We start from the raw sequence: 26,541 nt of genomic DNA on the forward strand, positions 1-26,541 counted from the left end.
TGCCAGTTAAGGTCTTCGTGATTTGAAGAAAAATGGTGGGTTTGAATCATAAACTCTAAAATTAAGGCCATGCAAGACAATCGGTTGCCTGTAAAACTAAAAAACTCCCTTCAAATTCATTTGAAAGGAGTTTTTAGTATTAAAAATCATTGCGGATAGGATATCCTGTTGTTTATTCCAAAATAAACCCTAAGTATTTAATTTAAAACATTACAACATCACAACAATATTAAGGTTCTTTTCTATTAGAAGATTCGCGAATAAGTACTTCTGTATTAAGGAAAGCGATTTCCTGAACATCTTCATTTTTTGCTGATTTCAGGTTCTTTATAATAATATCGGCAGCAGCTTTCCCCATTTTTTCTGCGGGATGTGTTATGGTCGATAAATTTGGATCAATAATTTGGGAAATCGGGTCATTATTAAAGCCGATAATAGCAATATCTTCAGGTACTTTAATGCCACGTTTTTTAGCTGTCTGCACCGCACTTACAGCAATTATATCTCCGGAAGCGAAAAGTCCGTCCGGAATTGGTTTTAAATCAAATAGTTTATTACTTGCCTTTACTCCTTCTTCATAAGTCACGGCTTTCAAATCGATAATTAAATCCTCATCTATCGGTAAATTATGATCTCTTAAAGCTTCAACGTAACCTCTTTTTCTTTCGTTGTACAAGTTACCGAATTCTGAACCGGCTGTTAAATGAGCAATACGAAGACAACCCTGTTCTATAAGGTGTTTGGTCGCTTTGTAACCCGCAGAATAATTGTCGATAACCACCCTGAAAGTATTATAATCTTTCGGAACCCTGTCGACAAAAACCAGCGGAATATTATTATTTGAAAATTGATGAAAATGCGAAGTATCCCTGGTTTCCATCGCCAGTGAGCAAATAACGCCACTTACACGGTTGCTATATAAGGATTTAGCCATATTGACTTCTTCATGATAAGAGTCATGCGATTGCATAATGATTACAGAATAGTCTGATTTTTGCGCTGTAATCTCAATACCACTAATCAAAGACGATAAAAAGGGTTGTGTTACTGTTGGAATCAAAACACCAATTGTTTTGGTTTTATTGCCACGCAAACCTGCTGCAAGAGTATTGGGCACAAATCCCATTTCTTTTGCGGCCTTCTTAACTTTTTTGATCGTTTTATCACTTATTGAATGATGATCCTTTAAAGCTCTTGAAATTGTTGAGGTTGCCAAATTTAACTTCTCAGCAATATCATATATAGTCACATGTTTATTTTCTTCCATAAAATAGATAATAAGAGATGTAAATATAAGTTATTTTACAACATTATATTTTCAATAAATTAACATCTCCATTTTGCCAATTATTCAATATCTAAATCCAATGATGCAAAATCCAACACTCCTGCATTCCAAAATTTCAACAGTTCAACATTCCAATTATCTAATTATCTAATTGTCTAATTATCTAATTCTCATTCCTCATACATTTCCATCCACAAGCGGGTCTCTTCCAGATCAAGTTCTTTTTCTATTTTTCGAAAAACTTCTTCATTAACAACCCCTTCTTTATGCATTAACTCCAATTTTGCGCGCTCTACATTCAATAAATCAATTTGAAGTTTAGTAAACTCATTAAAAATCTGCCCACCCATTATATTTCCTTTCCCGAAAAAATTAGCAGGTAGTTCTGTTTTCTGTAAACGATTAAACTTAACTTCATATTTACTTTTAATGTTGTGAAGCAAATCGTCATTAAGCAGTGAAAAATTATCTTCAATATGAGCAATTGTCTCAGAAACTATGACATTTCTAATTTCATATTCTTCGGCTAATATAGAATAAGGCTGAAGTTTTAATTTTTTGATAAGCCACGGAAGTGTTAATCCCTGAATGACCAATGTCGACAGGATGACACAAAAAACCAGATAAATAATAAGATTCCGTAAAGGAAATGCCTCTTTTTCATTCATCATTAATGGTAATGCCAAAGCAGCCGCCATTGAAACCACGCCACGCATTCCTGACCATCCAAAAATGATCATGTTTCTATAATCAAACTCTTCTTTCTGTTTGTTTTTTTTACTTAAATATTTCTGCAATAATGTTGACGGAATTACCCATAGAAAACGGACCAAAATAACAACTGCACTAATGCTCGCCCCCCATATAAACAAAGAGCTGCCAGAATAATTGCTTATTCCGATAATAATATGACGAAGCTGTAAACCAATTAATATGAAGATAAGACCGTTTAAAATATTCGTCAGAATACTCCAGATTGTTACTGCCATAATGCGGCTTTCATGTGTAAAAATACTCCCTGATCGTGCCGAAAGATAAAGTCCGGTTGTTACTACAGCAAGCACACCGGAACATTCGAAATGTTCTGCTATTAAATAGGAAGCAAAAGGCGTTAAAAGGGTTAATGTAGCTTCAATAATATCATCGCACACAAATTTTTTATGGACAATACTCATTACAAAACCTACGACTAAACCAATACCGATCCCAAGCGTTGACATAATAAAGAAATTTAAACCGGCCTCCCAAAGCACAAAATTTCCAGCGAGAATTGCTGCTAACGCATATTTATACGCTACTAATCCGCTGGCATCATTGAGCAGGCTTTCGCCTTCAAGCAATGCAATAAGACGAGGATGAAGACCAAGACCTTTTGTTATTGAAGTCGCCGAAACCGCGTCAGGAGGCGAAACAATGGCACCAAGCAAAAATGCCAAAGGCCACGACATATCGTTTATAAGTGAATGAGCTGCAATTGCAACTGCAACAGTCGTAAACAAAACTAAGCCAACAGCTGCAAGCGTAATTGGACGAATCGTTTTTTTAAATTCATACCAACTCGTATACCATGCAGCGTGATACAAAAGAGGAGGTAAAAAAATGATAAAAACAACTTCAGGATTCAGGGAAACTACCGGAAGTCCGGGAATAATACTGATGACAACACCGCAAAGCACTAAGACGATTGGAATTGGAAAATTATATTTTTTACTTAACAAACTTAGAAAAGCAACTCCAAATAGTAACATTATAATTACCGTGATATTTCCCATTTCCTGATCGTTTATGCGTTATTGGATTTATACTTAGATTAGGGAACTAATATAATATTTTATGAACTATATACTTTTAGTTGGAAAAAATAAATTTTGCCCAATATAAAGATTTGAGAATCATTCTTAAAAAACATATAAATCAAAAAACAATATCTTTTTGGGGTGTTTTTAGATCAGAATATTTCGATATTTTCCCCAAAAGTTGCTCAAAAAAAATTAAATTTGAAACCCAATTCATTACTTAAATTATGTCTCAAAAAAGAAATCCTTTCTATTTATTCGCCTTATTAATTGTATTAGTTTTTGCACCGCTCTCCTATTCGCAGACAACCGCTCCAAAAAAAGAAAGCCGCTCCAAATTATTTGAAGAGACAACCACCGACAGCGACTATTTGATGGCTATTGAAAAAGCAGGTGAAGTAATGGAATCTGCTTATAATGATGCCGATTTTGATAGCGCTTCACGTCATTTATTTGGTGAAATCAAAAGAACCCAAAGTAAACTCGACCTTATTTTGGCAAGTCTAAAAGGTGCCAATCCAAATGTGCGTAACCAGCAAATGTATCATACGGTTCTACAGGAAATCCAGACGCAATTGGACGAGCAGAATGCTGCCATAAATTTACGCAACGAAAATCTCGAAAAAATTAAAGGCCGATTCATTGAACTGCGTAAGGACAAAACGTTGATGGGATTAATAAAAGATACCATTAGACGTAAACAGTTTAAAAGAGAATTCGCTAATCTTAGAAAAAAATACCGCAGTACAGACAGCCTGATGACTAAAAATCAGAGTGTTCTAAATGCTAAAAAAAGAATTACGGTACAACGAAAAATTGCCGTTTCCAATGCCTTGATAACAGTTGAAAATAATCTGGAGAAGTCTGGAATCAGCATGCTTCATAAAGAATATCCTTTTTTATGGAATTTCAATGAATCGATTCCGAAAAAAGCTATAAAACAAAATATCGGCGCCAAAATCGTAATCGAAGAAAGCGTTGCTGCTTATTATTTGAGCTATCGAACAGGCGGTTTAATCACTTTACTCTTTTTTATAGGACTGCTGGCTTGGTATATTTCACGAAATATAAAATATCTTAAAGAAAACGGATATGCTGAAAATCTTTCTGACTTTAATTTTAAATACTTAAACAGAGGCGTTATCATTCCGGCCGCAGTAATCGGACTCAACATTGCCGTTGTCAGCAACTTATATGCGCCTGCTTTATTTTTAGAATTGCTACAGCTTTTATTACTGGGGTTTTTGACGGTACTTTTTAAAAATAAATGGTCCAAAGTTTCCATGAAAAACTGGCTGTTTCTATTGGGATTGTTCTTCACGCTTTGTTTCCTTGACCTGTTTATCGAAGTTGGTTTTTTACAACGTAGTGCCTTTATTATTATTAACATTCTGGGAATCCGTTATGGTTTGGTGCAAATCAAAACGCTTAAAGATCAGCTGTATATTAAAGGTTTCTTTAAATGGGCCAGCATTATTTTTATCGGATTAAATGGTTTGTCAATACTTTATAATTTGTTTGGACGTGTATCGCTTTCTAATATGCTGAGCTTAACCGCTTTTATTTCGCTTACGCAGATTGTAGCATTAAGCGTATTACTGAAAATTATTTTAGAAATCATTATTCTGCAAATCTATACGACCCGAATTAAACGCGGTTTCGAAAAGATTTTTGATCACGAAAGTTTATCTGATACGCTGAAAAAACCTTTTATCATAGTAATCAGTTATATGTGGCTGGTGGTCATTGCTTCCAATTTAAATATCTGGGAATCGCTTCGTTCTTCTTTAGGAAATTTATTAAGCCATCCGAATACTATAGGGAGTATTACGTTTACTTTAGGAAACATTGTGCTGTTTTTTATTATTATTTGGATTGCTCACCTGCTTCAAAAATATGTCGCTTACTTCTTTGGAGAAATTGACGATGAAAATGAAGAAAACGTCAATAAAAGACAACATTCCAAATTACTAATTACAAGGCTGATTGTATTAATCGGCGGTTATCTTTTAGCCGTTGCAGCTTCCGGAATGCCTTTGGATAAATTAAGTATTTTGCTAGGCGCGTTAGGTGTCGGTGTTGGACTTGGACTTCAGAATGTTGTAAATAACTTTGTATCGGGTGTGATTTTAATTTTTGATAAACCGATTCAGATTGGGGATGTCATCGAAATTAGTTCTGAATCTGGCCGAGTGAAATCAATGGGATTGCGTACCACTAAAATCAATGCTCCAAATGGTGCCGAGATCATTATTCCGAATGGAAATTTACTATCTCAAAACATCACCAACTGGACGTATACGGACAATTTTAAACTAGTTGAAGTATCAATTGAAATAGCCGGAGAAATTGATCCCGAAGGAATTAATGCTATTATAAATGAATCTCTAAGCAGTTTATCATCGGTAAATAACGACAAAGCTTCCCAAATTTATTATATTTCGATTTCTGACGGCAAATATAAAATTCTGGTAAAATTCTGGTGCAGTATTTACCGTACTGAGGAAACTATTAGTTCTGCTCGTCAGGTTTTATTTAGTAATTTTAAAAGTAAAGGATTGGCTTTTTCGAGTTAGACTGACACTATAAATCATAAAAAAACGCCTCTATTGAGGCGTTTTCATTTGTCATGTATTTAATTAATGATGATCATCGTGGGAATGTTTTTTATCTTTATTAGAATTTCCATTGTAATTTTTCGAATTTTCATTTCTCTGTTTGTGATCTGATTTGTTTTTCTCCGGTTTACTGCCTCTGTTTTTTTGAGGTTTTCCATGATATCCTTTTGGATAGTTTTCTCTGTGTTTCTTGTGATACGAATAAGGAGCATCTCCTCTGTAATCATTTAAAACTACTTTGTAACCCGAGTACAAATCATATCGTCTGTATTGTGCCGGAAGCCTTTTATCACGAATCCATCTGCCATTATTATCATAAATATACTGACTTTGAGCAACATCATAATAAGTATCGATATCCGGTAAATAATAATATCTGCTGTTGTCATTTCCTTCCGGTCCCCAGCTTGGAGGAGTTCCAATATTTACATTAATTGAAACTTGTGCATGAGCAAAAAATACACTCATAAAAAGCACTAAGGCGAATACTAATTTTTTCATCGTTTTTATTTTTAAATATTAAATTCATTTAATACTAATCGAAAGTAGTGCCATTAATTACATTTATCGCATCCATTATACAGAACTATCAAACCAATCGACGGAGAGCACTTTTTAACCGACATAGCGGTAATAAAAAACGCCTCAATTTCTCGAGGCGCTATTCATTTAGTCATGTTTTTAATAATAGAGATCATTGTGTGGAACTTCAGATCTTTTTCTTTGACTGGAATTATTTATCTAAAATAGTAACAAAGTCTAACTTCAGAATAATTCTTTATACCGATCAGCTAATTTTATCGACCAATAATGCTTTTCGGCATAAAGAATCTATTTCCAGCCTCCGCCTAAGGCGCGGTACAAATCAACCACCGCTTGTAATTTTTGCAAATTATCGTTAACCCCACTCAATTGTGCGGCTAAAAGATTTTGTTGTGATGTCAAAACATCTGTATAGTTTGTAGCTGAACTGTACTCTAAAAGCTGCTGTGTATAATCAACTGCTTTTTCTAAAGCTTCAATTTGTTTTTCTCTTGAATCTTCTTTGTCAGCCGCCATTTGATAAGCGTACAAAGCATTTGAAACTTCCTGACCGGCAACTAAAAGACTTTGTTGGAAATTATTATAAGCCTGTACTTGTTGCGATTGCGCTGTTGTCAACCTCATCTTGTTAATTCCCTGATTGAAAAGTGGCTGCGTCAATCCGCCAATTAGCGAATAAAAAATAGAATTGGTAAAAAAGTCTGTCAATTGCAAGTTCGAAAATCCACCGCTTGCTGTCAGTGTCAAACTAGGATAAAAATAGGTTTTAGCCATATTCGTCATTTCAAAAGCCGTTCTCAAATTAAATTCCGCCTGACGGACATCCGGACGATTTTGAAGCAATTGAGAAGGTAAACCTATCGCAAGATTATCCGGAATAACCTGAGTTCCTAAAACACCTCGATCGATTGGTCCGGGAGCTTCTCCTAACAAAATATGAATCGCATTTTCTGTCTCGCGAATATTACGTTTTAAATCCGGAATCAATACTTCTGCCGCGTGTTGGTTGGCTTCACTTTGCACAACCGCTGCACCTGTAACAATGGCGCCTTCTTTTAAATCTTTTATGGTTTGTACATTTTTGATTCGGCTTTCTAAAGTTTCCTGTGTAATTACCAATTGTTTATCATATGCCAATAATAAAAAATAATTATTAGCAATATCAGCAATCAATTGCGTTTGTACCGCTTGTCTGGCAGCATCGGTGCCTAAATAAGTCGCCAAAGCTGCTCTTTTAGAACTGCTTAATTTTCCCCAGATATCAGCTTCCCAAGACGTACTCAAACCTAATTTATATGTTGTCGTTAACGTATTAATATTGATTCCGGCTGGAAAATTTAATCCCGCTTCCGACTGTTTGGTACGAGTTGCACTAGCATCCAAATTCAGAGTCGGATAATAGGCTAATTTACTTTGAAGTAGGGAAGCACGCGCTTGTACAATGTTTTCAATTGCGTTTTTCAGATTTAGATTCTGATCTAATCCTTTCTGAATTAAAGTATTTAGTTTTTCATCTTTAAAAACAGTTTGCCAGGGCATATTCGCAATTGTAGTCGAATCGGCGGAAGCCTGATCACGATACAACTTATCTGTCGAAATTGTTGAGGGGCGTTCGTACTTTTTGGTAATCGAGCACGCACTTAAAAGTGCGGCTGTCAGTAGCAGTACAATATATTTATTTGAACTATGAGTCATTTCTTCTGAATTAAATTATTACTCTTTATGAGCTTCTATCAATTGTATTTCGTCGTCATCATCGTCATCATCATAATTTTCTTTGGCCGGACCACTCAATTTTTCCTGTAAAGTCTGGAAAATGATAAACAATATCGGAATCACAAATACTCCTAATATGGTTCCAATTAACATTCCGCCAACCGCTCCGGTTCCGATCGATTTATTTCCGACAGCTCCCGCTCCCGTAGCAAACATCAACGGAACAAGCCCTAATATAAAAGCGAAAGAAGTCATTAAAATTGGTCGTAAACGCGCAACTGCACCTTCAATTGCAGATTGTACAATTGGCATTCCTTTTCGTCTTCTGTCCAAAGCAAATTCAACAATCAAAATACCATTTTTCGCCAGCAGCCCAATCAACATGATTAAAGAAATCTGCAGGTAAATATTACTATTCAATTTGAAAATGATCGAAAACAAATAAGCTCCTGCTAATCCAAACGGAATCGAAAATAATACCGCAAAAGGCAAAATATAACTCTCGTATTGTGCACTCAGTAGGAAATAAACAAACACCAGACACAATATAAAAATGAAGATTGTCTCACTTCCCGAAGCCAATTCTTCACGTGTTAATCCTGAGAATTCATATCCATAACCCGCTGGTAAATTTTCTGCAGCCACTTCCTGAATTGCCTTAATCGCATCTCCAGAACTAAAGCCTGGGTTTGGAGCTCCGGTAATCGCAATAGAGGTAAATAAGTTAAATCTTGAAATCGATTCGGGTCCAAAAACTCTGGTCATTTTTATAAACTCCGTAATTGGCGCCATTGTTCCCGCACTGTTGCGGACAAATATTTTATTCAGCCCTTCTGTATTGGTACGAAATTCCGGAGAAGCCTGAATCATAACACGGTATTGTTTTCCGAATTTATTGAAATTCGAAGCATACAATCCACCATAATAACCTTGCATCGTCGATAAAATTGAGTTTACGGGAACACCTGCATCTTTGGCTTTAGCCAAATTAATTTCCATCATATATTGTGGAAAACCAGGATTAAATGGCGTTGTTGCGTATTGTATTTCCGGACGTTTTGATAGTTTCTCTAGAAAGTCAGTATTCACTTTATAGAATTCTGCTGTTGAGTGACCTCCTTTATCCTGCAATTGAAATTCGAATCCACCACTTTGTCCAAATCCCTGAATGGTTGGCGGGGAAATGAAGAAAATATTAGCTTCACGAATACCACTTGTTTTGGCGAAAAGTTGACCAATTACATCATTTACGCTTAAGTCACGTTTATCCCACGTTTCTAATTTCACGATTACCATACTGTAGGCACTTCCCGCTCCGGCTGTAAAATTCTGTCCCACAATACGAAGTGTATTTTTAACACCCGGAATTGTTTTGGCAATACTGTCAACTCGTTTGGCTATTACATCAGAACGCTCCATAGAAGCCGATGGCGGTAAACTAATGTTGGCAAAAACGGTCCCCTGATCTTCCGCAGGAACGAACGCAGATGGCGTTGTTTTCATCATATAAAACAAGGCTGCACTGGCAATAAGAATAGCAGCCAATACAATCCATTTTTTTACAGAAAGAAAACTAACAGAACGTTTGTATCGATTCGTTACATTATCAAATGCAACGTTAAACGAAGTATAAAATCTCTGAATAAAACTTTTATGTTTATGGTCGTCAGCATGCGGTTTTAAAAGCAAAGCACACAATGCCGGACTTAAAGTCAAGGCGTTAATCGCCGAAAGAATAATCGCAACCGCTAACGTAATACCAAATTGTTTGTAAAATACTCCCGTTGATCCGTTAATAAACGTTACCGGAATAAATACCGCAGCCATTACAAGCGTAATCGAAATAATCGCTCCGGAGATTTCATCCATTGCATCGATTGTTGCTTTCTTAGACGATTTGTAACCATGATCCAGTTTGGCATGCACGGCCTCGACGACGACAATAGCATCATCTACCACAATACCAATAGCCAAAACCATCGCGAAAAGCGTTAATAAGTTAATCGTAAATCCAAATAAACTCAGGAAGAAAAACGTTCCTACAATCGCCACAGGAACTGCAATTGCCGGAATTAACGTTGATCTGAAATCCTGAAGAAATATAAATACAACGATAAAAACCAATATAAAAGCTTCAATCAAGGTGTGAATTACCTTTTCAATAGAAGCGTCCAAATTTTCATTAACGTCTACAAGAATGGTATATTTCACTCCTTTTGGGAAGTTCTTCGCCGCGTCTTCAATCAGTTTTTTAGAATTATTGATTACGTCACGTGCGTTTGATCCCGGAGTCTGGCTAATCGCCATTGCCGCAGATTCAACACCATTTGTTTTAATTGTCGAGGCATAACTTAGAGATCCTAGCTCTACTTTAGCAACATCTTTTAATCGCAACATCTGACCGTTTCCAACAGATTTTATGATGATTTCACCAAATTCTTTCTGGCTTGTTAAACGACCTTTATATTTAATTACATACTGAAAAGCCTGATCGCCATTCTCACCAAATTTACCTGGTGCAGCTTCGATATTTTGTTCTGCCAAAGCAGCCGAAATATCACTCGGAATCAATTTATATTGCTGCATGATATCTGGTCTCAACCAGATTCTCATCGAATAATCTTTGGCGCCAAAAACGGTTACATCTCCAACTCCAACAACACGCTGAATTTGAGGTACAAGGTTGATCTTAGCATAATTTTGAAGGAAAGTCTGATCATATGCCTTATCATCACTGTATAAAGAGAAAATCAACAAGTTACTACTCTGGCTCTTCGTTACCGTTACACCAGCCTGCGTTACCTCTACGGGTAATAAACTCGTAGCTCTCGAAACCCTGTTCTGAACGTTTACCGCTGCTAAATCTGGATTTGTTCCTACTTTAAAGAAAATTTTGATTGACGCATTTCCGTCATTTGTTGCTGTAGAAGTCATGTACGTCATGTTCTCTACGCCATTAATTTGCTCTTCCAACGGAATTACGATACTTTTCAGTACTACATCGGCATTGGCACCGGTATAACTTGCTGAAACGTTTACGGTTGGCGGAGCAATATCAGGATATTGAGAAATAGGCAGCTCAACGAGGCCTAAAACACCCAGAATTACGATGATGACCGATATTACTGTAGAAAGTACTGGTCTTTTTATGAATATTTTAAACATTTTTTTTCTATTTTAAATCGGCGTATACCGTTTCCTGATTCTGATTTTGAGGCTTAATTTCGCTTCCGTCTTTTAAAGAAGCTACTCCTTCTAATACAATTTGATCTCCTGTTTTTAAGCCACTGGTAACTACATAATAATTACCTGCTGTAATTTCTAAAACTGTGATATTGACGTTTTTAGTCTTTCCGTCTTTTCCTACTGTAACGGCAAAAATTTTATCCTGAAGTTCGAATGTTGCACTTTGTGGAATCAGCAATTTTTCTTTCACTTCATTTGGAATTCGAATTGTAGTACTGCTTCCGCTTCTGATAATACTTTTTGGATTTGCAAAACGCGCTCTAAAAGTAACAGAACCAGTTTCTGTATTGATTAGTCCGTTTACAGTTTCAACTCTTCCTTTTTCAGGATAAAGTGAGCCATCTGAAAGAAGCAATGAAACCTCAGGCATGTTTTTTATTTTTTGCGCGAGCGTAGTTCCCGGCGTGTCACCTTGCGTAAAGTTCAAAAGCTTTTTCTCATTTAAAGCAAAATAAGCGTAGACATTGCCTATACTTGAAACTGTCGTTAAAGGGTCGGCTGTATTTGAACTTACCAGACTTCCTAAACGAAACGGAATAGAACCTACAACCCCATTAACAGGACTTGTTACGGTTGTATAACCTAAATTGGTTTTAGCATTTACCAAAGCTGCATTTGCCTGCGCTAAAGTAGCCATCGCCGATTCATAAGTATATTGTGCCGACTCTAAATCGTATTTACTGATAATTCCTTTTTCAACTAAAGGTTTTACTTTATTAACAGCCAATTTTGCAGCGCTAACAGAAGCCTGAGCGCTTTTAATGCTTGCCGATGCAGTTCGGACCTCCTGCTCATATTCCGGCGCACTAATTTTAAATAAAGGCTGTCCCGTTTTTACAACAGCGCCTTCATCGACAAAAATCTTGTCGATATAACCTTCTACCCTTGGGCGAATTTCTATATTTTGCTGTCCCTGAATAGTTGCCGGGAAATCAGTATATAAAGTCGCTGTTTTAGGTTCTAAATTCAGTGTTTTATATTCTTTAACTTGTGGCGCTCCACCAGCCTGAGCCGATTTATCATTTTTATTTCCGCAAGAAGCGATGATAACAGACGCAGCAAGAATGCTAAAAAAAGATTGCTTATTCATTTTGATGAAATATGAGATTATCTATTTAATTATATGCAAAAGAACTAAAACAGTTCACGATAAATTTTTCAAATAGACGAAGCCCCAGACACAATCGATAGATATACCTTGAGAACCGATAAAAGTTGTTTCGCTAAAAGCCGTATGTTTAATAAAGGCTCGTCGGCTGTAAAATGCTTTTTATGGATTGTGATTTCATTTTGAGCGATTGGTTTTATTTTATAAGGGAATAAAAAGTAATATTGTCCTTAAAATCAGAAATTATAATGACATTTAATTTTTTCAAACCTTATATGTTTCCGGTAATACATATCCTTACCTGGATATTATTAGGATACATTCAGCTGTTTTACATACCACTGACATGGAATATAGTACTTCCAACCATTTTTTGGGTTTGGCAGACCATTGTTTTATTTCTGTTGATTATTGTTTTTTATTATAATGCCTTAATCATAGTTCCAAAAACGATCATAAAAGACAAAGTAACGCCGTTTTTATTGTGGGCGCTTTGTATTATTTTCGCTATGCAGCTTGTCTCCTATTTATATAATTCTAATACCGATCTGCATAACAAATTGGCCGCTCTTTTGGGATTCAAAAAATATCGAAATGATTATTTTGACAACTATGTTTTCAGTTTAACCTTATTGGTTTTAGGAATTAGCACGAGCTTTGCCATGCTACAGCATTGGCAAAAAGCCGCCCAACACAAACAAAAATTAGAACAGGACAAAACCATGGCCGAATTGGCGATGCTGAAAGCGCAGATTAATCCGCACTTTTTTTTCAATTCGCTTAACAGCATTTACTCTCTTACATATACTAATATTGAAGATTCACGAAATGCACTTCACACATTAAGCCGCATGATGCGATACCTGCTTTACAGCACAGAAGAAAGAACTACATTATTAAAAGAAGCCGAATTTATGAAAGATTTTATCGCTTTGATGAAACTTCGTGCCAACAGTAAGCTTACCATTACAACTGATATTCCAGAAAAAATACACGATTATCCAATTGTTCCGATGTTATTATTACCTTTAGTAGAAAATGCTTTTAAACATGGTGTTCACGCTACTGATAAAAGCGAAATACATATTTCGCTTTCACAACATGGAAGTGATCTTACTTTTGAAGTAGAAAACACCTATTTCGAAAAATCTTCTGCAACAAATGAAGGTGGTATCGGTCTGACTAATACAAAACGAAGACTTCATTTAATTTATCCGAACAAACATTCCCTAAAAGCCGAAATTGGCGAAAATGGTATGTATAATGTAAAACTGCAAATAACTTTAGAATAATGACAACATTAAAATGTATAGCAGTTGATGATGAGCCTCTCGCATTAAAGTTGGTCGAAAATTTTATCGGGCAAACCCCATTTTTGGAATTGATTTCCAGTTGTGACAATGCGGTTGAAGCTATGGGTGTAATTCGCGAAAAACAGCCAGATTTAGTTTTCTTAGATATCAATATGCCCAATTTAACCGGAATGGAATTGGCAAGACTTTTACAGGAACAGCCAGGATCATTACCGAAAATTGTTTTTACAACGGCTTATAATCATTATGCTATTGAAGGTTACAGAGTTAATGCGGTTGATTATCTTTTAAAGCCTTTTAGCTATGAAGAATTTTTACGCGCCGCAAATAAAGTTTTGCAGATTGCAGAAGAAACTACAAACGACCATCCGCCAACAAATGCTGAAGATGATTTTATCTTTTTGAAAGTAGAATATCAATGGGTAAAAGTGAATTTAAAAGACATTTTATATATCGAAAGTTTAAAAGATTATGTAAAAGTACATCTTGAAAATTCAGATAAAGCTTTAATGTCACTGATTTCATTAAAAGCGCTTGAAGAAAAATTACCATCTTCAAAATTTATGCGAATGAATCGCTCTTTTATTGTTTCCCTGGAAAAAATAAGTGCTATCAGCAAAAACTCCATCTTCATCAATAAAACAGAAATAACTGTCGGCGAACAATACAAAGAGACTTTTAAAGTAATTGTAGATAAATGGATTAAATAAGAATATCTAAAACATTAACGCCGCCGAAGTCCCAGCGGGACGTCATATTTATAGAATTTTATACGCTGTGAGAATAGAGCCCCATTGGGGCGAAATATCCCGCAATACATATCGCTCCCCTGGAGCTTTGAATCCGATGACATTTTATTAGCTATAAACATAACGCTCCTATGGAGCTGCTTTAAATATTGAATAAATATCTTTAGAAATATACATGCCCCACCTATTTTTAATTATATAATAAATCTCAAATCATATGGAAAAAAGATCAAACAAATATTACTTAACATTAAGCTTAAAAGAATACGCCAACGGCGAAACACAACCTGCAAAAGAACTCGGAATAGAATTTGGCAATCACGATGAAATATTTGATATCATTGACAAAATAAAAGCAAAAAATCTATTTGATAATGAATCTGAAGCGATACAATTTGCATTGGGATTAAAATTATTTGGAGAGATGAAATTAAAACATCGCAAAAATCCTCTTTTTGATGAATTGAATGAGGTTTTCCCCGTATTTATGAAGAAATTGAAAAGTTTGTAATATGCACAATATTGAGACAAAAACAAAATCGCTTCAGATATCTGAAGCGATTTTTAAATAAATGAAAGACAACTAAAATTAAGCTTTTGCTTTTCTCTTAACTGTACAGCCAATTTCTTTTGTTTGTGTAATCGCTGGTTTTTGATTGCTTTTTAATGATGCAATCACATCTTCAGCATATTTCGTTTTTTGTGCATTGTTTCCTTCCGGATCATTGTCGATGGCTCCTACGTATTCAACCACATTTCCTTTAGCTGTTTTTGATACAATAAAAAGATGCGGAGTACGCTTTGCACCATATTGATCCGTTATTTTTTGTCCTGCATCAAATAAATAAGGGAAAGGATATTTTTTGTTTTTGGCCAATTCCTGCATTTTTTCAAAAGTATCTGCTGTTGAAGCTTCAGGATCATTCGGATTGATCGCAATTACAGGATATCCTTGCGGTCTGAATTTATTATCCAAATCAATTATTCTTTGCTCATAACCAACAGCGTACGGACAAGTATTGCAGGTGAAAACGACAATATAACCTTTTGCCTTTGGAAAACTGGCAAATGAAACCTCTTTGCCATCAATATTTTTCAATTTAAAGTCCGGTGCAGTATCACCAGCTTTAAGAGTTGCATTTTGCGCCTGCGAAAGAAAGGCAGAAAATGCCAGCATAACTAAAAGGATTATTTTTTTCATGGTTTACAGTTTTTTATATTCAGTTAATAATTGTTCATAGGTAAATTCACTTTCGACAAATTTTCGTTTATCGCCTTTGATGAAAAGTGTTGCCGGAATACTGCCTGACCACGAAGGATCAATGCGGTCAATATATTCCTGCGGGCTGCTTTCATTCAGTAAAAACACTTCATTTTTCAGATTTTTTCTTTTAACAAATGGCAGCACAGCCGAACTCAATTTTGATTTAAAATCAACACTTACCAGCAAAACTTTCACTTTCTCCGATTTATAGTCGGCTTGGAGTTTTTCAAAATGAGGCAGTTCCTTAATACATGGCGCACACCAGGTTGCCCAAAAATTAACGACATAAGTACTGTCTTTTCCGTTTTTTACTCTTTCGTTAAGCTGGTCAATATTGAGCAGTTTAACATTTTGGCTGTATGCCGAAAATGAAAAAGCCAAAAATAAAAAGGCGCAAATCGCATTTTTTTGAATTTTCGTCATACCATTAAAGGATTAATTTGTGAATTGAGCCTTACAAATATAACCGATAAGTTTTGTCGGAGTTGTTAATAAAAGTTTAATGCTGAGAAATTAATCGCAAACATAAAATTATGTTCCATCGGAACATTTCATGGGTAGAAAAAATATGTTCCATCGGAACATTTCGTCGTTAGAAAAATCACGTCCCATCGTAACATTCATTGGTATAAAAAATATGTTCCATCGGAACATTTCATCGGTAATATTTCATCGGTATAATCCGTTATCATCGGTGGAAACGTCCGGTGTTATATTTGATATTACAAAATTGGTTCTTTAAAAATGTATTGTTGATCATATTCTACCTCAAATGCTTTTAACTGTTTATGATATTCTTCCAAAAATGTTTGTTTTTTATGATGCTGCTCTTGATTTTGGATATAACGAATTACATTTTGCACATGACTTCTCGAATATGAAAAAGCACCATATCCTTCCTGCCATGCAAAACTGGAAGACAATTTCTGTTCTTTAATCCATTTGCTGGTTTCTGTTTTAACATTTTGAATTAGCGAAGAAATAGATTGAGTTGGACGCATGCCAGTAAATATATGGATATGATCCGGCATGCTATTTATACAAAGCATTTTATGATTATTTGATTGAATTATACCTGTTATATATTGATGTAATCTATCTTTCCATTCTTTATCGATTAATGCTTTTCTATATTTTACAGCGAAAACGAATTGTATATGCAACTGTGTGTATGTGTTGGCCATTTTCTTATTGTGTTTAATCAAACGTTCCTACGGAACGTGCTCTAATGATATTTTTTTCTACCGATGAAATGTTCCTACGGAACAAAAAACATACAACAAAATTAGGGTAGAACATTTCTAATCTTTTCCCGCATAAATTACATCAATATTAAAATAAGATAATAGCATGTTTTTTTCTTATTAATTAAATCGTTTTCGCTTTTTTAAGGACTTTTTAAGCACCTAAACATTTCCTTACCAAATATCAATTCGTAAATTAGCAAAAACAAAATTGATCCGAATGACAGTACTTACGTTTACCCTGATTATGCTTCTTGGTGCTTTTTTAGCAGGTTTTATTGGTTCATTATCAGGTTTAGGAGGCGGTATCATTATTATTCCGCTTTTAACTGTCATTTTAGGAGTTGATATTCATTATGCCATCGGTGCCGCTTTGGTTTCTGTAATCGCTACTTCCTCCGGTTCTGCCGCTGCTTATGTGCGGGAAGGAATTACCAATATGCGTTTGGGAATTTTCCTCGAAATTGCTACCACTATTGGGGCTGTTTGCGGCGCACTTCTTTCAACTATTGCTCCTACTTCATTTATTGCCGTTTTATTCGGTATGACTTTGATCTTTTCTGCGATTAATTCCCTTCGAAAAAAAGAAGAACATATTGTTTTGGAATCAAGTCCGTTAGCCAAAAAACTAAGACTTCAGGGCACTTATCCCTCGCATAATGGTGAAGTCATCCGTTATGGAACCAAAAATGTAATTGGTGGTTTCAGTATGATGGGAATTGCCGGAATGATGTCGGGTTTACTCGGAATTGGTTCAGGTGCTTTTAAAGTAATTGCAATGGATAATATTATGAAGATTCCGTTTAAAGTTTCAACTACAACCAGCAATTTTATGATGGGTGTTACGGCAATGGCGAGTTCTGTAATTTATATTCAGAAAGGCTATATTGAGCCCGGAATTTGTATGCCGGTGGTTATTGGCGTTTTGTTTGGTGCTATGGCCGGAGCAAAAGTATTGGTAAAAACAAACCCTAAAAAACTAAGGATCTTTTTTGCCTGCCTGATTTTTGTTTTGGCAGTAAATATGATTTATAACGGACTAAATGGAAAAATCTAACAGTATGCAGCAAGAAAAATTCGGAGAAAAAGATTTTCAAACCATAATAGGAAATTTATTGCGCTACGGCGTTTGGATCTCATTATCAGTCGCTTTTATTGGGGGAATCGTTTATTTGATGGGACATAGTACAGATATTGAAAATTACGCTGTCTTTCATGAAAATGACCGAAATATATTTGAAGTGGTTTCTGATGTTTATCAGGGTGTTATTCAGGGAAAAGGTGAATCACTGATCTTCTTCGGAATCATTTTGCTTTTTCTGACACCTGTATTTCGCGTTTTGCTTTCTTTATTTTCTTTCCTTCTGGAGAAAGATTATCTTTATGTTGTTATTACGCTGATTGTTATCCTGATTATTTTGATCAGTGTTTCGTTTGGCTTCTCTCATTAGTCATCGCTTTAGGCTGTAAGCTATAGGCTATAGGCTTCCAAAAAAGCTTAAAGCCTATTACCTATAATCTTAAGCTAAAAATAAAAATAAAATCTGCTATAAGTGTTAGCTGCAAGCTTTCCAAAAAAGCTTAAAGCCTATAGCGTATAGCCTAAAGCCTTAAAAAAATGGAAATAGGAATTGACAGTTTTGCTTCGGCAATGTACGGTAGTAACAATTTGAGTAGCGTTGATGCAATGGAACAATTACTCCAAAGAATTGAACTTGCCGATCAGGTTGGTTTGGATGTTTTTGGTATTGGGGAACATCATAAAAAAGAGTTTTTAGATTCTGCAACTGTAGTAATATTAAGTGCTGCGGCTGCGAGAACAAAAAACATTCGACTGGCTAGTGCTGTTTCGGTTCTAAGCGCTGCAGATCCGGTAAGGGTATATCAAAGTTTTGCTACTTTGGATTTGATTTCAAAAGGAAGAGCAGAAATTGTTGTGAGCCGTGGTTCTTCTATTGAAGCCTATCCTCTTTTCGGATTTAATCTGAATGATTATGATGCGCTTTTTAAGGAGAAATTAGAACTATTTCTACAAATTCGCGATAATGAATTTGTAACCTGGTCAGGAAAATTCCGTCCTGCAATAAATAATCTTCCAATTTATCCGAGGACATTACAGGAAAAATTACCTGTTTGGCTGGGTGTTGGAGGAACTCCGGAATCTTTTGTAAGAGCAGGAAGTCTGGGTTTACCCTTAATGGTCGCTATTATTGGAGGGCAAACGCATCGTTTTCGCCCTTTAATCGATTTATATCGCGAAGCAGGAAAAGCAGCAGGTTATAAACCAAAAGAACTAAAAGTAGGTATACACTCGCCGGGTTTTGTTGGAAGTACAACTGAAAAAGCTATAGAAGAATACTACCCAGGTTATGCCGAACTTTGGACAAAATTAGGGTTAGAACGTGGCTGGCCGCCAGTTACCAAAGCCAAATTTGACGGACTGATTGATGATGATGGCGTTTTAATTGTTGGAAGTCCGGAACGTGTTGTCGAAAAATTATTAAGACACAGCGAATCTCTTGGCGGTGTAGACCGATTTACTTTCCAAATGGATAATGCGGGACTTACACATAAACAATTAATGAATGCGATAGAACTTATTGGTACAAAAGTAATTCCTTTAATTCATAAGGGGTAATTTTTGCCACAGATTGTAAAGATTAAAAAGATTTTATTACACACTAAGAAACTAAATCTTTGAACCTTTGTCACTCTGCCCCTTTGAACCTATTACATACAAAAACATCCGCCATTGGCGGATGTTTTTGTATGTAATATTTAAAAACTAGAATTTATAAGTTACCCCGACTCTAAAGTTTCTTGGTGCTTCTGTTTGCCAGTAATAAGCAGAAAGCCACTGATAATACGAACCACTGTAAAGGTATTTATCTAAAATATTGAAAACATTTGCCGTAACTTTTACTTTTCCTGTTTCATAAGATAAACCTCCGTCTAATTTAAAGTAAGATGGTAATTTTTGAAGTCCTTCGCTCCAGGTATCTGTTTGACGTCCGTCAAGGAAAGTTCCTCCTAAAGAAACTCCAAATCCTTTAATTTTTCCGCTTTGAACCGTATAATTTAACCATGCGTTTGCTGTGTGTTTTGAATATCCAGGAACAATATCTCCTTTGTTAATACCGGTTGCAGCAGAAACTGCCGGATCAACTTCATTTACGATAGACTCGGTAAAAGCATAATTTGCAATTAAATTAAGTCCGTCGAATAGTTTTCCCCTTAAATCGAGCTCAATTCCTTGTGCTCTTTTCTCTCCTAAAACAACACTATATTGCTCTCCCGGTGTATTAGCCGGATCAGAAGTGAGTTCGTTTTTCTTTAAAATGCTGTAAGCTGCTAAAGTAGTACTCCATGAACCGTCAAACCAGTCTTTTTTGATACCAAATTCAACGTTATTACCCGTTAATGGTTTTACACTTTCACCGCTTTTAATAATTCCTGATTGTGGTGTAAAAGCCTGATCATATAATCCATAAACAGCAAGACTTTCAGTCACCGAATAACTAATTCCGATACGTGGTGTAATATGGCTATCGGAAATTGGAGCTCCACCCCAGCTTGCCTGACTAATCCAGGTATATCTTCCTGCAAGTGTCAGTCTCAATTTATTTTGAAAGAAACCAATTTCGTCCTGAATATATCCTGCTGCATACTCTGAACTCATTAAACCTCCAGCATTTTTAGCTCTGATTGAAAGTGGAGTTGTATGATCAAAATCAGGGAAACCATTAGATGGCGTTCCATAATTTGGGCTATTAACATTGAATGGATTATCAACAGTATCAAGATCATGAGATTGTCCCCAATCTGCCGCATAATCTTTGCTTCCTAAATCGACACCACCTAAAATTTTGTGGCTAACAGATCCTGTATTGAATTTTCCATTTAGGAAAATTTGCCCTAAATACATATTACTTTCTGCATCCCAGATTCCTACATTACGAATAATTTCACCAGCAGCTAGAGTTCCTTCCGGTACACCGTTAAAATCTCTGTCTACAGGACCCGGACCAACAACACCTGGCCAGGAACTGTATCCTTGTTGAAGGTATTTAAAATATGAAGTTTGTGCAGTCAATTTCCAGTTGTCATCAAATTTATGCTCGAACATAAGGTAACCACTGTGGTCTTGTATGTTTGTATCTGGCAAGCCAGGCTGTGTCATGGTAAATCCTACAGGCAAAGTTCCATATCCTTCAGACGCAGGTCCGAAAACATAGTATGAACCAACTTCAGTCATATTTGCGTACTGAAAATTATATTCGGCAGTAATTTTTGTTTTATCATCAACCTGATATGAAATTACCGGAGCAAGTACATAACGATTATTGTGCTCAAATGCACGGTGAGAACCTTTATTTTGAGCAGCTGCATTAAATCTGTACAATAATTTTCCTTTTTTATCTAATTTACCATCAAGATCGATACTAACTCTATAAAAATCATAGCTTCCACCTAGTACAGAAACTTCTCCTTTTGTAATTCCGGTTGGTTTTTTAGTCACTACATTGTAAAGTCCGCTTGGATCTCCACTTGAAAGCATGAATCCTGCTGGTCCTTTTACGAATTCGATATGATCTACAAAACTCATATCTTCCGTTAATGGCCCCCAGAAAGAAGAAACTACATTAAATCCGTTACGGAAAGCCTGAATTTGCGAACCACGCATGGTTATATTAGTGTACAAATCGCCCCAGTGCTCTAAACGTACAGCACCACTCACGTTACGAATTACACCGTCGCTCATACTTGTAATTTGCTGATCTTTTAGAGTCTGACCACTAATGATTTGTATGTTTTGCGGAATCTCTAAAACTGGTGTTTGAAGACGTAATGACAAAGAAGGTTTGTCTTGCTTGTATTTATTTTTTGTAATAACAACTTCTTCAAGATCTTCCTGACTTTCAGAAAGCGAGAAATTTTTAGTCGTAGTTTGTTTCGATTTTACAACAATATTATCTTCAAATGCATGAATTCCTACAGCACGAATGCTAATTACATAACTTCCTGGTTTCACACTTTTAATCTCGTATTGTCCATTTGAATTAGTAATGGCAGTATATTTTGTTCCTTTAAGAGCAACGGCAATGTTTTCTGCAGGGACATTTCCACTTAAGGAAACTTTTCCGCTAACTTTTCCCAGCTCCTGGCTCATCATGTTTAATGATGTTAAAAGCAACGTAAAAAAGAAAACTTTTTTGGTAGTATTTATGTTCATTTTAGTAAGGTGTTAAATTTCGTTGGCAAAAGTAATCCCTAATATTTGGTTTTCCAAATTATTTTTAATCATTCTAAATAAAAATAGTTATTGTTTTTAAATAACATTTGTATGAACCTGAGTACCAATAAAAAACCTGTCTCATTTTTGAAACAGGTTTTCGCACATTTTTTCAATTATAATAAAATGAAAAAATGTGGTAATTAAAGAATGAGCTAATTTGGTAGTTAGAAAATTTAAAAATTCAATTATCTAATCGGCACATTTCCTAATTGACACATTTCTAATTATCTTTATTCTTCAAAACAAATCCAGTTCTAAGATGAATAATAGCAATACAATCAGAAAAGTCGCCATTGTTGGTTATAACCGAATTCCGTTTGCACGGGCAAATACGGCCTACGCCAATGTGGGAAATCAGGAAATGATGACTGCAGCCTTAAACGGACTTATTGATAAATACAATTTAAAAGGTCAATTATTAGGCGAAGTAGTCGGCGGCGCTGTGATTAAACATACTTACGACAGCAATTTGATTCGGGAATGTGTCATGAAAACAGCTCTCGATCCTGCAACCCCAGCCTGTGATTTACAGCAAGCCTGCGATACCGGAATCGAAAGCGCTATTTATATTGCCAATAAAATTGCTCTCGGACAAATTGAATCCGGAATTGCCGGAGGTGTTGATTCCATCAGCGATATGCCAATTGCCGTTAGTGAAAAACTGAGAAAAATTCTGCTTAATGCACGACAGGCAAAATCATTGGGAGAAAAAATTAAAACGTTTTTAAAACTTCGTCCCGCAGATTTAACGCCTTTGGTTCCACGAAATGAGGAATCACAAACCGGACTTTCAATGGGAGGCCACACCGAAATTACAGCCAAACATTATCAAATTTCGAGAGAAGATCAGGATAATTTGGCGCTTAAAAGTCATTTGAATATGGCAAAAGCCTATGATGAAGGTTTTTTTGATGATATGATTACGCCTTTCAACGGATTGGATAAAGATAATAATCTCAGAAAAGACAGCTCGATTGAAAAATTAGCCAAATTAAATCCAGCCTTTGATAAGGCAAACGGAACATTAACGGCAGGTAATTCAACACCGCTTACAGACGGAGCCTCATGCATACTTTTAGCCAGTGAAGATTGGGCAAAAGAACGCGGGCTTCCGATTTTAGCTTACATCACTTTTGCTGAAGTTGCCGCTATTGAATATGTAAAAAATCAACAAAATCTTTTACTGGCTCCTTTATTTGCAGCTAGCAGAATGCTCGAAAAAGCCGGCTTGAATCTGCAGGATTTTGATTATTACGAAATTCACGAAGCATTTGCTGCACAAGTTTTAGCAACATTAAAAATTTGGGAAAGTCCTGAATTGAGTGCTCAAATAGGTTTAAAGAAAACACTTGGCGCAATAGACAGAGAAAAACTGAATGTAAAAGGAAGCAGTTTGGCAGCAGCGCACCCTTTTGCCGCAACAGGTGGAAGAATTATTGGCGTTATGGCGAAATTATTAAATGAAAAAGGTTCAGGAAGAGGATTTATTTCAATTTGTGCCGCTGGAGGACAGGGAATTACGATGATTATTGAAAAATAATATTTTGAAACATTTTTGGTCTCATTATAAAAATCCGATGAATCTGAGAGATCTGCGAGAGTAATTTTTTCACGCAGATCTAGCAGATTTGACAGATTTTTTTTGATTTTTCTTAAAAAGCAAATTCTTCCACACTAGCTAAAGCCTTCGGTAAAGCACTCTCTGCAAAATCAGGAATTGCAGTTCCTTCAACTCTGAAAGTTGTAATATCCATAATTCCTAAAAATCCTAATACAGTTCGCAAATACGACTCTGAAAAGTCATAACTTTTATAAGGCCCCTCAGAAAATATAGCTCCTGAAGCAATAGATAAAAATACTTTTTTATCTGTTAATAATCCCTTTGGTCCGTTCTCATCATAACTAAAAGTCTTACCTGCCCTCGCAACCTGATCGATCCAGCCTTTTAATACTGCCGGAATTCCAAAATTATAAAGTGGTACACCAATTACAATAATATCGGCTTCCAAAACATCTTTTATTGCTGCATCTGAATATTTAAGAGCCTCTTTTTGGTCTTCTGTATGAAGTTCTGCAGGCGTATAAATTGCACTTATATGCAAATCAGTCAAATATGGCAAAGGTGTTTTTGAGAGATCAAGTGTATTTACCTCAATCTCTGTATAAATATTTGTCAGTTTCTCAATAACTGCATTGGATAATTGATTACTAAAAGAAGTATCGCCTTTGATACTTGTTACTATATTCAGGATTCTTTTACTCATTTTTATATTTGTTTAGTTTTACAATACAAACTTATCTACATTTACTATCTCTTTTATAGTACTATCCTAATGGATAGCGCTATCATTAAGGATAGTAATACGATAATTATGAAAGAAGCGTGTACAGGAGCTTTACTGCCAGTAAGAGATGCTTTGGAAGTCTTAAGTGGCAGATGGAAACTCCCTATTTTAATTGCTTTGTCTGACCGACCAAAACGATTCAAGGAGATCTCTAAGGATATTGACGGAATTACAGATAAAATGCTTTCTAAAGAACTCAAAGATCTGGAAATAAACAAATTGGTAACCAGAACCGTTTATGATACATTCCCGCCAACTGTTGAATATGCAAGAACAGAGCACAGCCAATCTTTAACGCCTGTTATAATGGCATTAAAAGACTGGGGAACCTTACATCGCAAAGAAATTATTGGGAAATAAGTTGCTGAGACCCTATTCTTAAGGTTCTGAGATGCTGAGATGAAAGCTACAAACTTTGCGCCTCTGTGCCTTTGCGTGAATTTTTACATTGCTGAAAAAAAAATCATGCAATCCGAAAGAAAAACTAACCACTTTGCCTCTGTGCCTTTTTCGTGATTAAAAACATTTTTTATAGATTATTCGCAATTTATGCTATTCAAAAAGCGCATAATTTTCTATTGTCGTATTTTTAAAAAAGCAACAGTAAAAAAAGGATTTCATAATATACAACTAAACATATTTTCTGTAGTTTTATGGTCTGATCCCCCAAATAAAATCAGTACATAATGGCTTACAATAACAATCAATTAATGCGTTTTTTAGACGCGCAGAACAAGTTATACCTTTCAGCTCTTTCTGAAATTAAAAAAGGTAAAAAAGAATCTCCCTGGATGTGGTTTGTTTTTCCTCAGATTAAAGGATTTGGATCCTGCGATACTTCAAAATTCTACGAAATCAAAAATGCCGATGAAGCAATTGCTTTTTTAGAGCATCCAATTCTGGGAAAACATCTTATTGAAATTACAGAAGAATTAATCAAAACAGAAGAAAAAACAGCAACAGAAATATTTGGAAATCCGGATGACGAAAAATTGCAATCCTGTCTGACTTTGTTTGCCAGTATTCAAAATACAGAACCGGTTTTTCAGGAAGCCCTGCACAAATATTTTGATGGCTCATCTGACTTTCATACGCTGCAATTATTATACAGTAATTTATAGTTCTTAACTATTTTGTCTTCTTGCTTACTCTCTCCGGATAATCAGGATTGGTATTTGATTTTCTATAATCCAGCAAAGGATTTTTTAGCAAATGTTTGATAATAATTTACTATTCCTGCATTGAAGTATAAAATAGTTTCGGGGTGAAATTAAAAAGATGATTTTTTAAATTTGTTTGGAAACGAAAGAAGCTTCTTCTTTTAAAAAAATGCTATTATGAAATTAGAACACATCCAGATTCAAACCAATAATATAAAAGAAACGGAACTATTTTATAAAGATACGCTTGGGCTTTCAATCCTGGAAAAAAAATCAAACTCCATTACTATTAAGGCAGGAGATTCCGTTTTAAAATTTATTGAAAACACTGATTTTGATTCTATTTATCATTTCGCTTTTAACATTCCTGAAAATAAACTTGAAGAAGCGATTAACTGGTGCACCAACAAAATAGATTTAATACTGATTGAAGACAAACGCATAATTGCAAATTTTGAAACCTGGAATGCAAATGCTATTTATTTTTATGACAATAATGGCAATTTACTAGAATTTATTGCCAGACATGATTTAGATAATTTTCAAATAAAAGAATTCAGTTCTAAATCAATTTTAAATATTAGCGAAATTGGTATTGTCCATGAAGATCCAATGGAATTGGGAGAACAATTAATAACAAATCATGATTTGCTGTTTTTTGAAAAAAATTATAATAGCGAAAATTTTGCTGCAATTGGAGACGATGAAGGTTTGCTGATCATTGTAAAACCCAACCGTAATTGGTATCCAACTCAAACGCCTTCTAAAAGCAATAAAACGGAAATAATAATTGAAAATAAAGGAACTAAGATTGAATTAGATTTTTAATCCCCTTTCTTACTTTCAACGCTTACC

22 protein-coding genes are annotated in these 26,541 nt (G+C 35.4%); 11 read left to right on the top strand and 11 right to left on the bottom strand.

Going from position 1 to position 26,541, the window contains the following annotated elements; translation table 11 throughout:
- Positions 1 to 229: 229 nt before the first annotated feature.
- Complete coding sequence (locus IHE43_RS16305; RefSeq protein ID WP_192184881.1) at positions 230 to 1,267, bottom strand: LacI family DNA-binding transcriptional regulator; 1,038 nt, start codon at positions 1,265 to 1,267, stop codon at positions 230 to 232.
- Positions 1,268 to 1,458: 191 nt separating this feature from the next.
- Positions 1,459 to 3,060, bottom strand: coding sequence for a Na+/H+ antiporter (locus IHE43_RS16310; RefSeq protein ID WP_192184882.1), 1,602 nt, complete (start codon positions 3,058 to 3,060; stop codon positions 1,459 to 1,461).
- 251 nt (positions 3,061 to 3,311) lie between these two features.
- On the opposite strand from IHE43_RS16310, the gene IHE43_RS16315 reads away from it, so the two are divergent.
- On the top strand, positions 3,312 to 5,660 hold the full coding sequence (locus IHE43_RS16315; protein ID WP_192184883.1) for a mechanosensitive ion channel family protein: 2,349 nt from the start codon (positions 3,312 to 3,314) through the stop codon (positions 5,658 to 5,660).
- A gap of 63 nt (positions 5,661 to 5,723) precedes the next feature.
- Here IHE43_RS16315 and IHE43_RS16320 read toward each other — a convergent pair whose 3' ends face one another.
- The 4 genes from IHE43_RS16320 to IHE43_RS16335 form a co-directional block, all read right to left on the bottom strand.
- Positions 5,724 to 6,203 (bottom strand): hypothetical protein, encoded by a 480-nt coding sequence (locus tag IHE43_RS16320; RefSeq protein WP_192184884.1) that lies wholly within the window; start codon positions 6,201 to 6,203, stop codon positions 5,724 to 5,726.
- Between the two features lie 330 nt (positions 6,204 to 6,533).
- Positions 6,534 to 7,940 carry an efflux transporter outer membrane subunit gene (locus IHE43_RS16325; protein WP_192184885.1) on the bottom strand — a complete coding sequence of 469 codons (1,407 nt, stop codon included), beginning with the start codon at positions 7,938 to 7,940 and terminating at the stop codon, positions 6,534 to 6,536.
- An 18-nt stretch (positions 7,941 to 7,958) separates the two neighbouring features.
- Positions 7,959 to 11,126: an efflux RND transporter permease subunit gene (locus tag IHE43_RS16330; RefSeq protein ID WP_192184886.1), complete on the bottom strand. Its 3,168-nt coding sequence runs from the start codon at positions 11,124 to 11,126 to the stop codon at positions 7,959 to 7,961.
- A 7-nt stretch (positions 11,127 to 11,133) separates the two neighbouring features.
- Positions 11,134 to 12,297 carry an efflux RND transporter periplasmic adaptor subunit gene (locus IHE43_RS16335; RefSeq protein ID WP_192184887.1) on the bottom strand — a complete coding sequence of 388 codons (1,164 nt, stop codon included), beginning with the start codon at positions 12,295 to 12,297 and terminating at the stop codon, positions 11,134 to 11,136.
- 266 nt (positions 12,298 to 12,563) lie between these two features.
- Between IHE43_RS16335 and IHE43_RS16340 the strand changes: the two genes are divergently transcribed.
- From IHE43_RS16340 to IHE43_RS16350, 3 genes are all read left to right on the top strand, one after another.
- Complete coding sequence (locus tag IHE43_RS16340; RefSeq protein ID WP_192184888.1) at positions 12,564 to 13,607, top strand: sensor histidine kinase; 1,044 nt, start codon at positions 12,564 to 12,566, stop codon at positions 13,605 to 13,607.
- Positions 13,607 to 14,338, top strand: a complete 732-nt coding sequence (locus IHE43_RS16345) for a LytTR family DNA-binding domain-containing protein (protein WP_192184889.1) — start codon at positions 13,607 to 13,609, stop codon at positions 14,336 to 14,338. Before IHE43_RS16340 ends, IHE43_RS16345 begins: the two co-directional genes overlap by 1 nt.
- Before the next feature lie 256 nt (positions 14,339 to 14,594).
- On the top strand, positions 14,595 to 14,888 hold the full coding sequence (locus tag IHE43_RS16350; protein ID WP_192184890.1) for a DUF3861 domain-containing protein: 294 nt from the start codon (positions 14,595 to 14,597) through the stop codon (positions 14,886 to 14,888).
- A gap of 78 nt (positions 14,889 to 14,966) precedes the next feature.
- On the opposite strand, the gene IHE43_RS16355 is transcribed toward IHE43_RS16350, so the two are convergent.
- From IHE43_RS16355 to tnpA, 3 genes are all read right to left on the bottom strand, one after another.
- Positions 14,967 to 15,578 (bottom strand): thioredoxin family protein, encoded by a 612-nt coding sequence (locus IHE43_RS16355; protein ID WP_192184891.1) that lies wholly within the window; start codon positions 15,576 to 15,578, stop codon positions 14,967 to 14,969.
- A 3-nt stretch (positions 15,579 to 15,581) separates the two neighbouring features.
- The gene (locus IHE43_RS16360) at positions 15,582 to 16,064 is read right to left on the bottom strand and encodes a TlpA disulfide reductase family protein (protein ID WP_192184892.1); all 483 of its coding nucleotides are present in this window, start codon (positions 16,062 to 16,064) and stop codon (positions 15,582 to 15,584) included.
- 299 nt (positions 16,065 to 16,363) lie between these two features.
- Positions 16,364 to 16,825, bottom strand: coding sequence for an IS200/IS605 family transposase (gene tnpA, locus IHE43_RS16365; RefSeq protein WP_192184893.1), 462 nt, complete (start codon positions 16,823 to 16,825; stop codon positions 16,364 to 16,366).
- Between the two features lie 280 nt (positions 16,826 to 17,105).
- Here tnpA and IHE43_RS16370 point away from each other — a divergent pair, with 280 nt between their 5' ends.
- The 3 genes from IHE43_RS16370 to IHE43_RS16380 all read left to right on the top strand — a co-directional run bounded on the left by IHE43_RS16370 (position 17,106) and on the right by IHE43_RS16380 (position 19,523).
- The gene (locus IHE43_RS16370) at positions 17,106 to 17,942 is read left to right on the top strand and encodes a sulfite exporter TauE/SafE family protein (RefSeq protein WP_192184894.1); all 837 of its coding nucleotides are present in this window, start codon (positions 17,106 to 17,108) and stop codon (positions 17,940 to 17,942) included.
- Positions 17,929 to 18,336 (top strand): DUF1634 domain-containing protein, encoded by a 408-nt coding sequence (locus tag IHE43_RS16375; RefSeq protein WP_192184895.1) that lies wholly within the window; start codon positions 17,929 to 17,931, stop codon positions 18,334 to 18,336. Before IHE43_RS16370 ends, IHE43_RS16375 begins: the two co-directional genes overlap by 14 nt.
- A gap of 167 nt (positions 18,337 to 18,503) precedes the next feature.
- Entirely contained in the window at positions 18,504 to 19,523 is a 1,020-nt protein-coding gene (locus tag IHE43_RS16380) for an LLM class flavin-dependent oxidoreductase (protein ID WP_192184896.1), read from the top strand.
- Between the two features lie 147 nt (positions 19,524 to 19,670).
- On the opposite strand, the gene IHE43_RS16385 is transcribed toward IHE43_RS16380, so the two are convergent.
- Positions 19,671 to 22,118 (bottom strand): TonB-dependent receptor, encoded by a 2,448-nt coding sequence (locus IHE43_RS16385; protein WP_192184897.1) that lies wholly within the window; start codon positions 22,116 to 22,118, stop codon positions 19,671 to 19,673.
- Between the two features lie 322 nt (positions 22,119 to 22,440).
- Here IHE43_RS16385 and IHE43_RS16390 point away from each other — a divergent pair, with 322 nt between their 5' ends.
- Positions 22,441 to 23,721 (top strand): acetyl-CoA C-acetyltransferase, encoded by a 1,281-nt coding sequence (locus IHE43_RS16390; RefSeq protein ID WP_192184898.1) that lies wholly within the window; start codon positions 22,441 to 22,443, stop codon positions 23,719 to 23,721.
- Between the two features lie 112 nt (positions 23,722 to 23,833).
- Here the strand turns inward: IHE43_RS16390 and IHE43_RS16395 are convergent, their stop codons facing one another.
- Positions 23,834 to 24,445: an FMN-dependent NADH-azoreductase gene (locus IHE43_RS16395; RefSeq protein WP_192184899.1), complete on the bottom strand. Its 612-nt coding sequence runs from the start codon at positions 24,443 to 24,445 to the stop codon at positions 23,834 to 23,836.
- 69 nt (positions 24,446 to 24,514) lie between these two features.
- On the opposite strand from IHE43_RS16395, the gene IHE43_RS16400 reads away from it, so the two are divergent.
- The 3 genes from IHE43_RS16400 to IHE43_RS16410 all read left to right on the top strand — a co-directional run bounded on the left by IHE43_RS16400 (position 24,515) and on the right by IHE43_RS16410 (position 26,514).
- Positions 24,515 to 24,886 (top strand): helix-turn-helix domain-containing protein, encoded by a 372-nt coding sequence (locus tag IHE43_RS16400; protein ID WP_225585165.1) that lies wholly within the window; start codon positions 24,515 to 24,517, stop codon positions 24,884 to 24,886.
- Positions 24,887 to 25,212: 326 nt separating this feature from the next.
- The gene (locus tag IHE43_RS16405; RefSeq protein WP_192184900.1) at positions 25,213 to 25,647 is read left to right on the top strand and encodes a DUF1810 domain-containing protein; all 435 of its coding nucleotides are present in this window, start codon (positions 25,213 to 25,215) and stop codon (positions 25,645 to 25,647) included.
- 216 nt (positions 25,648 to 25,863) lie between these two features.
- Positions 25,864 to 26,514, top strand: a complete 651-nt coding sequence (locus IHE43_RS16410; RefSeq protein WP_192184901.1) for a VOC family protein — start codon at positions 25,864 to 25,866, stop codon at positions 26,512 to 26,514.
- Positions 26,515 to 26,541: the final 27 nt, after the last annotated feature.

The organism is Flavobacterium sp. MDT1-60 (assembly GCF_014844035.1).
Taxonomy (GTDB): Bacteria; Bacteroidota; Bacteroidia; order Flavobacteriales; family Flavobacteriaceae; genus Flavobacterium.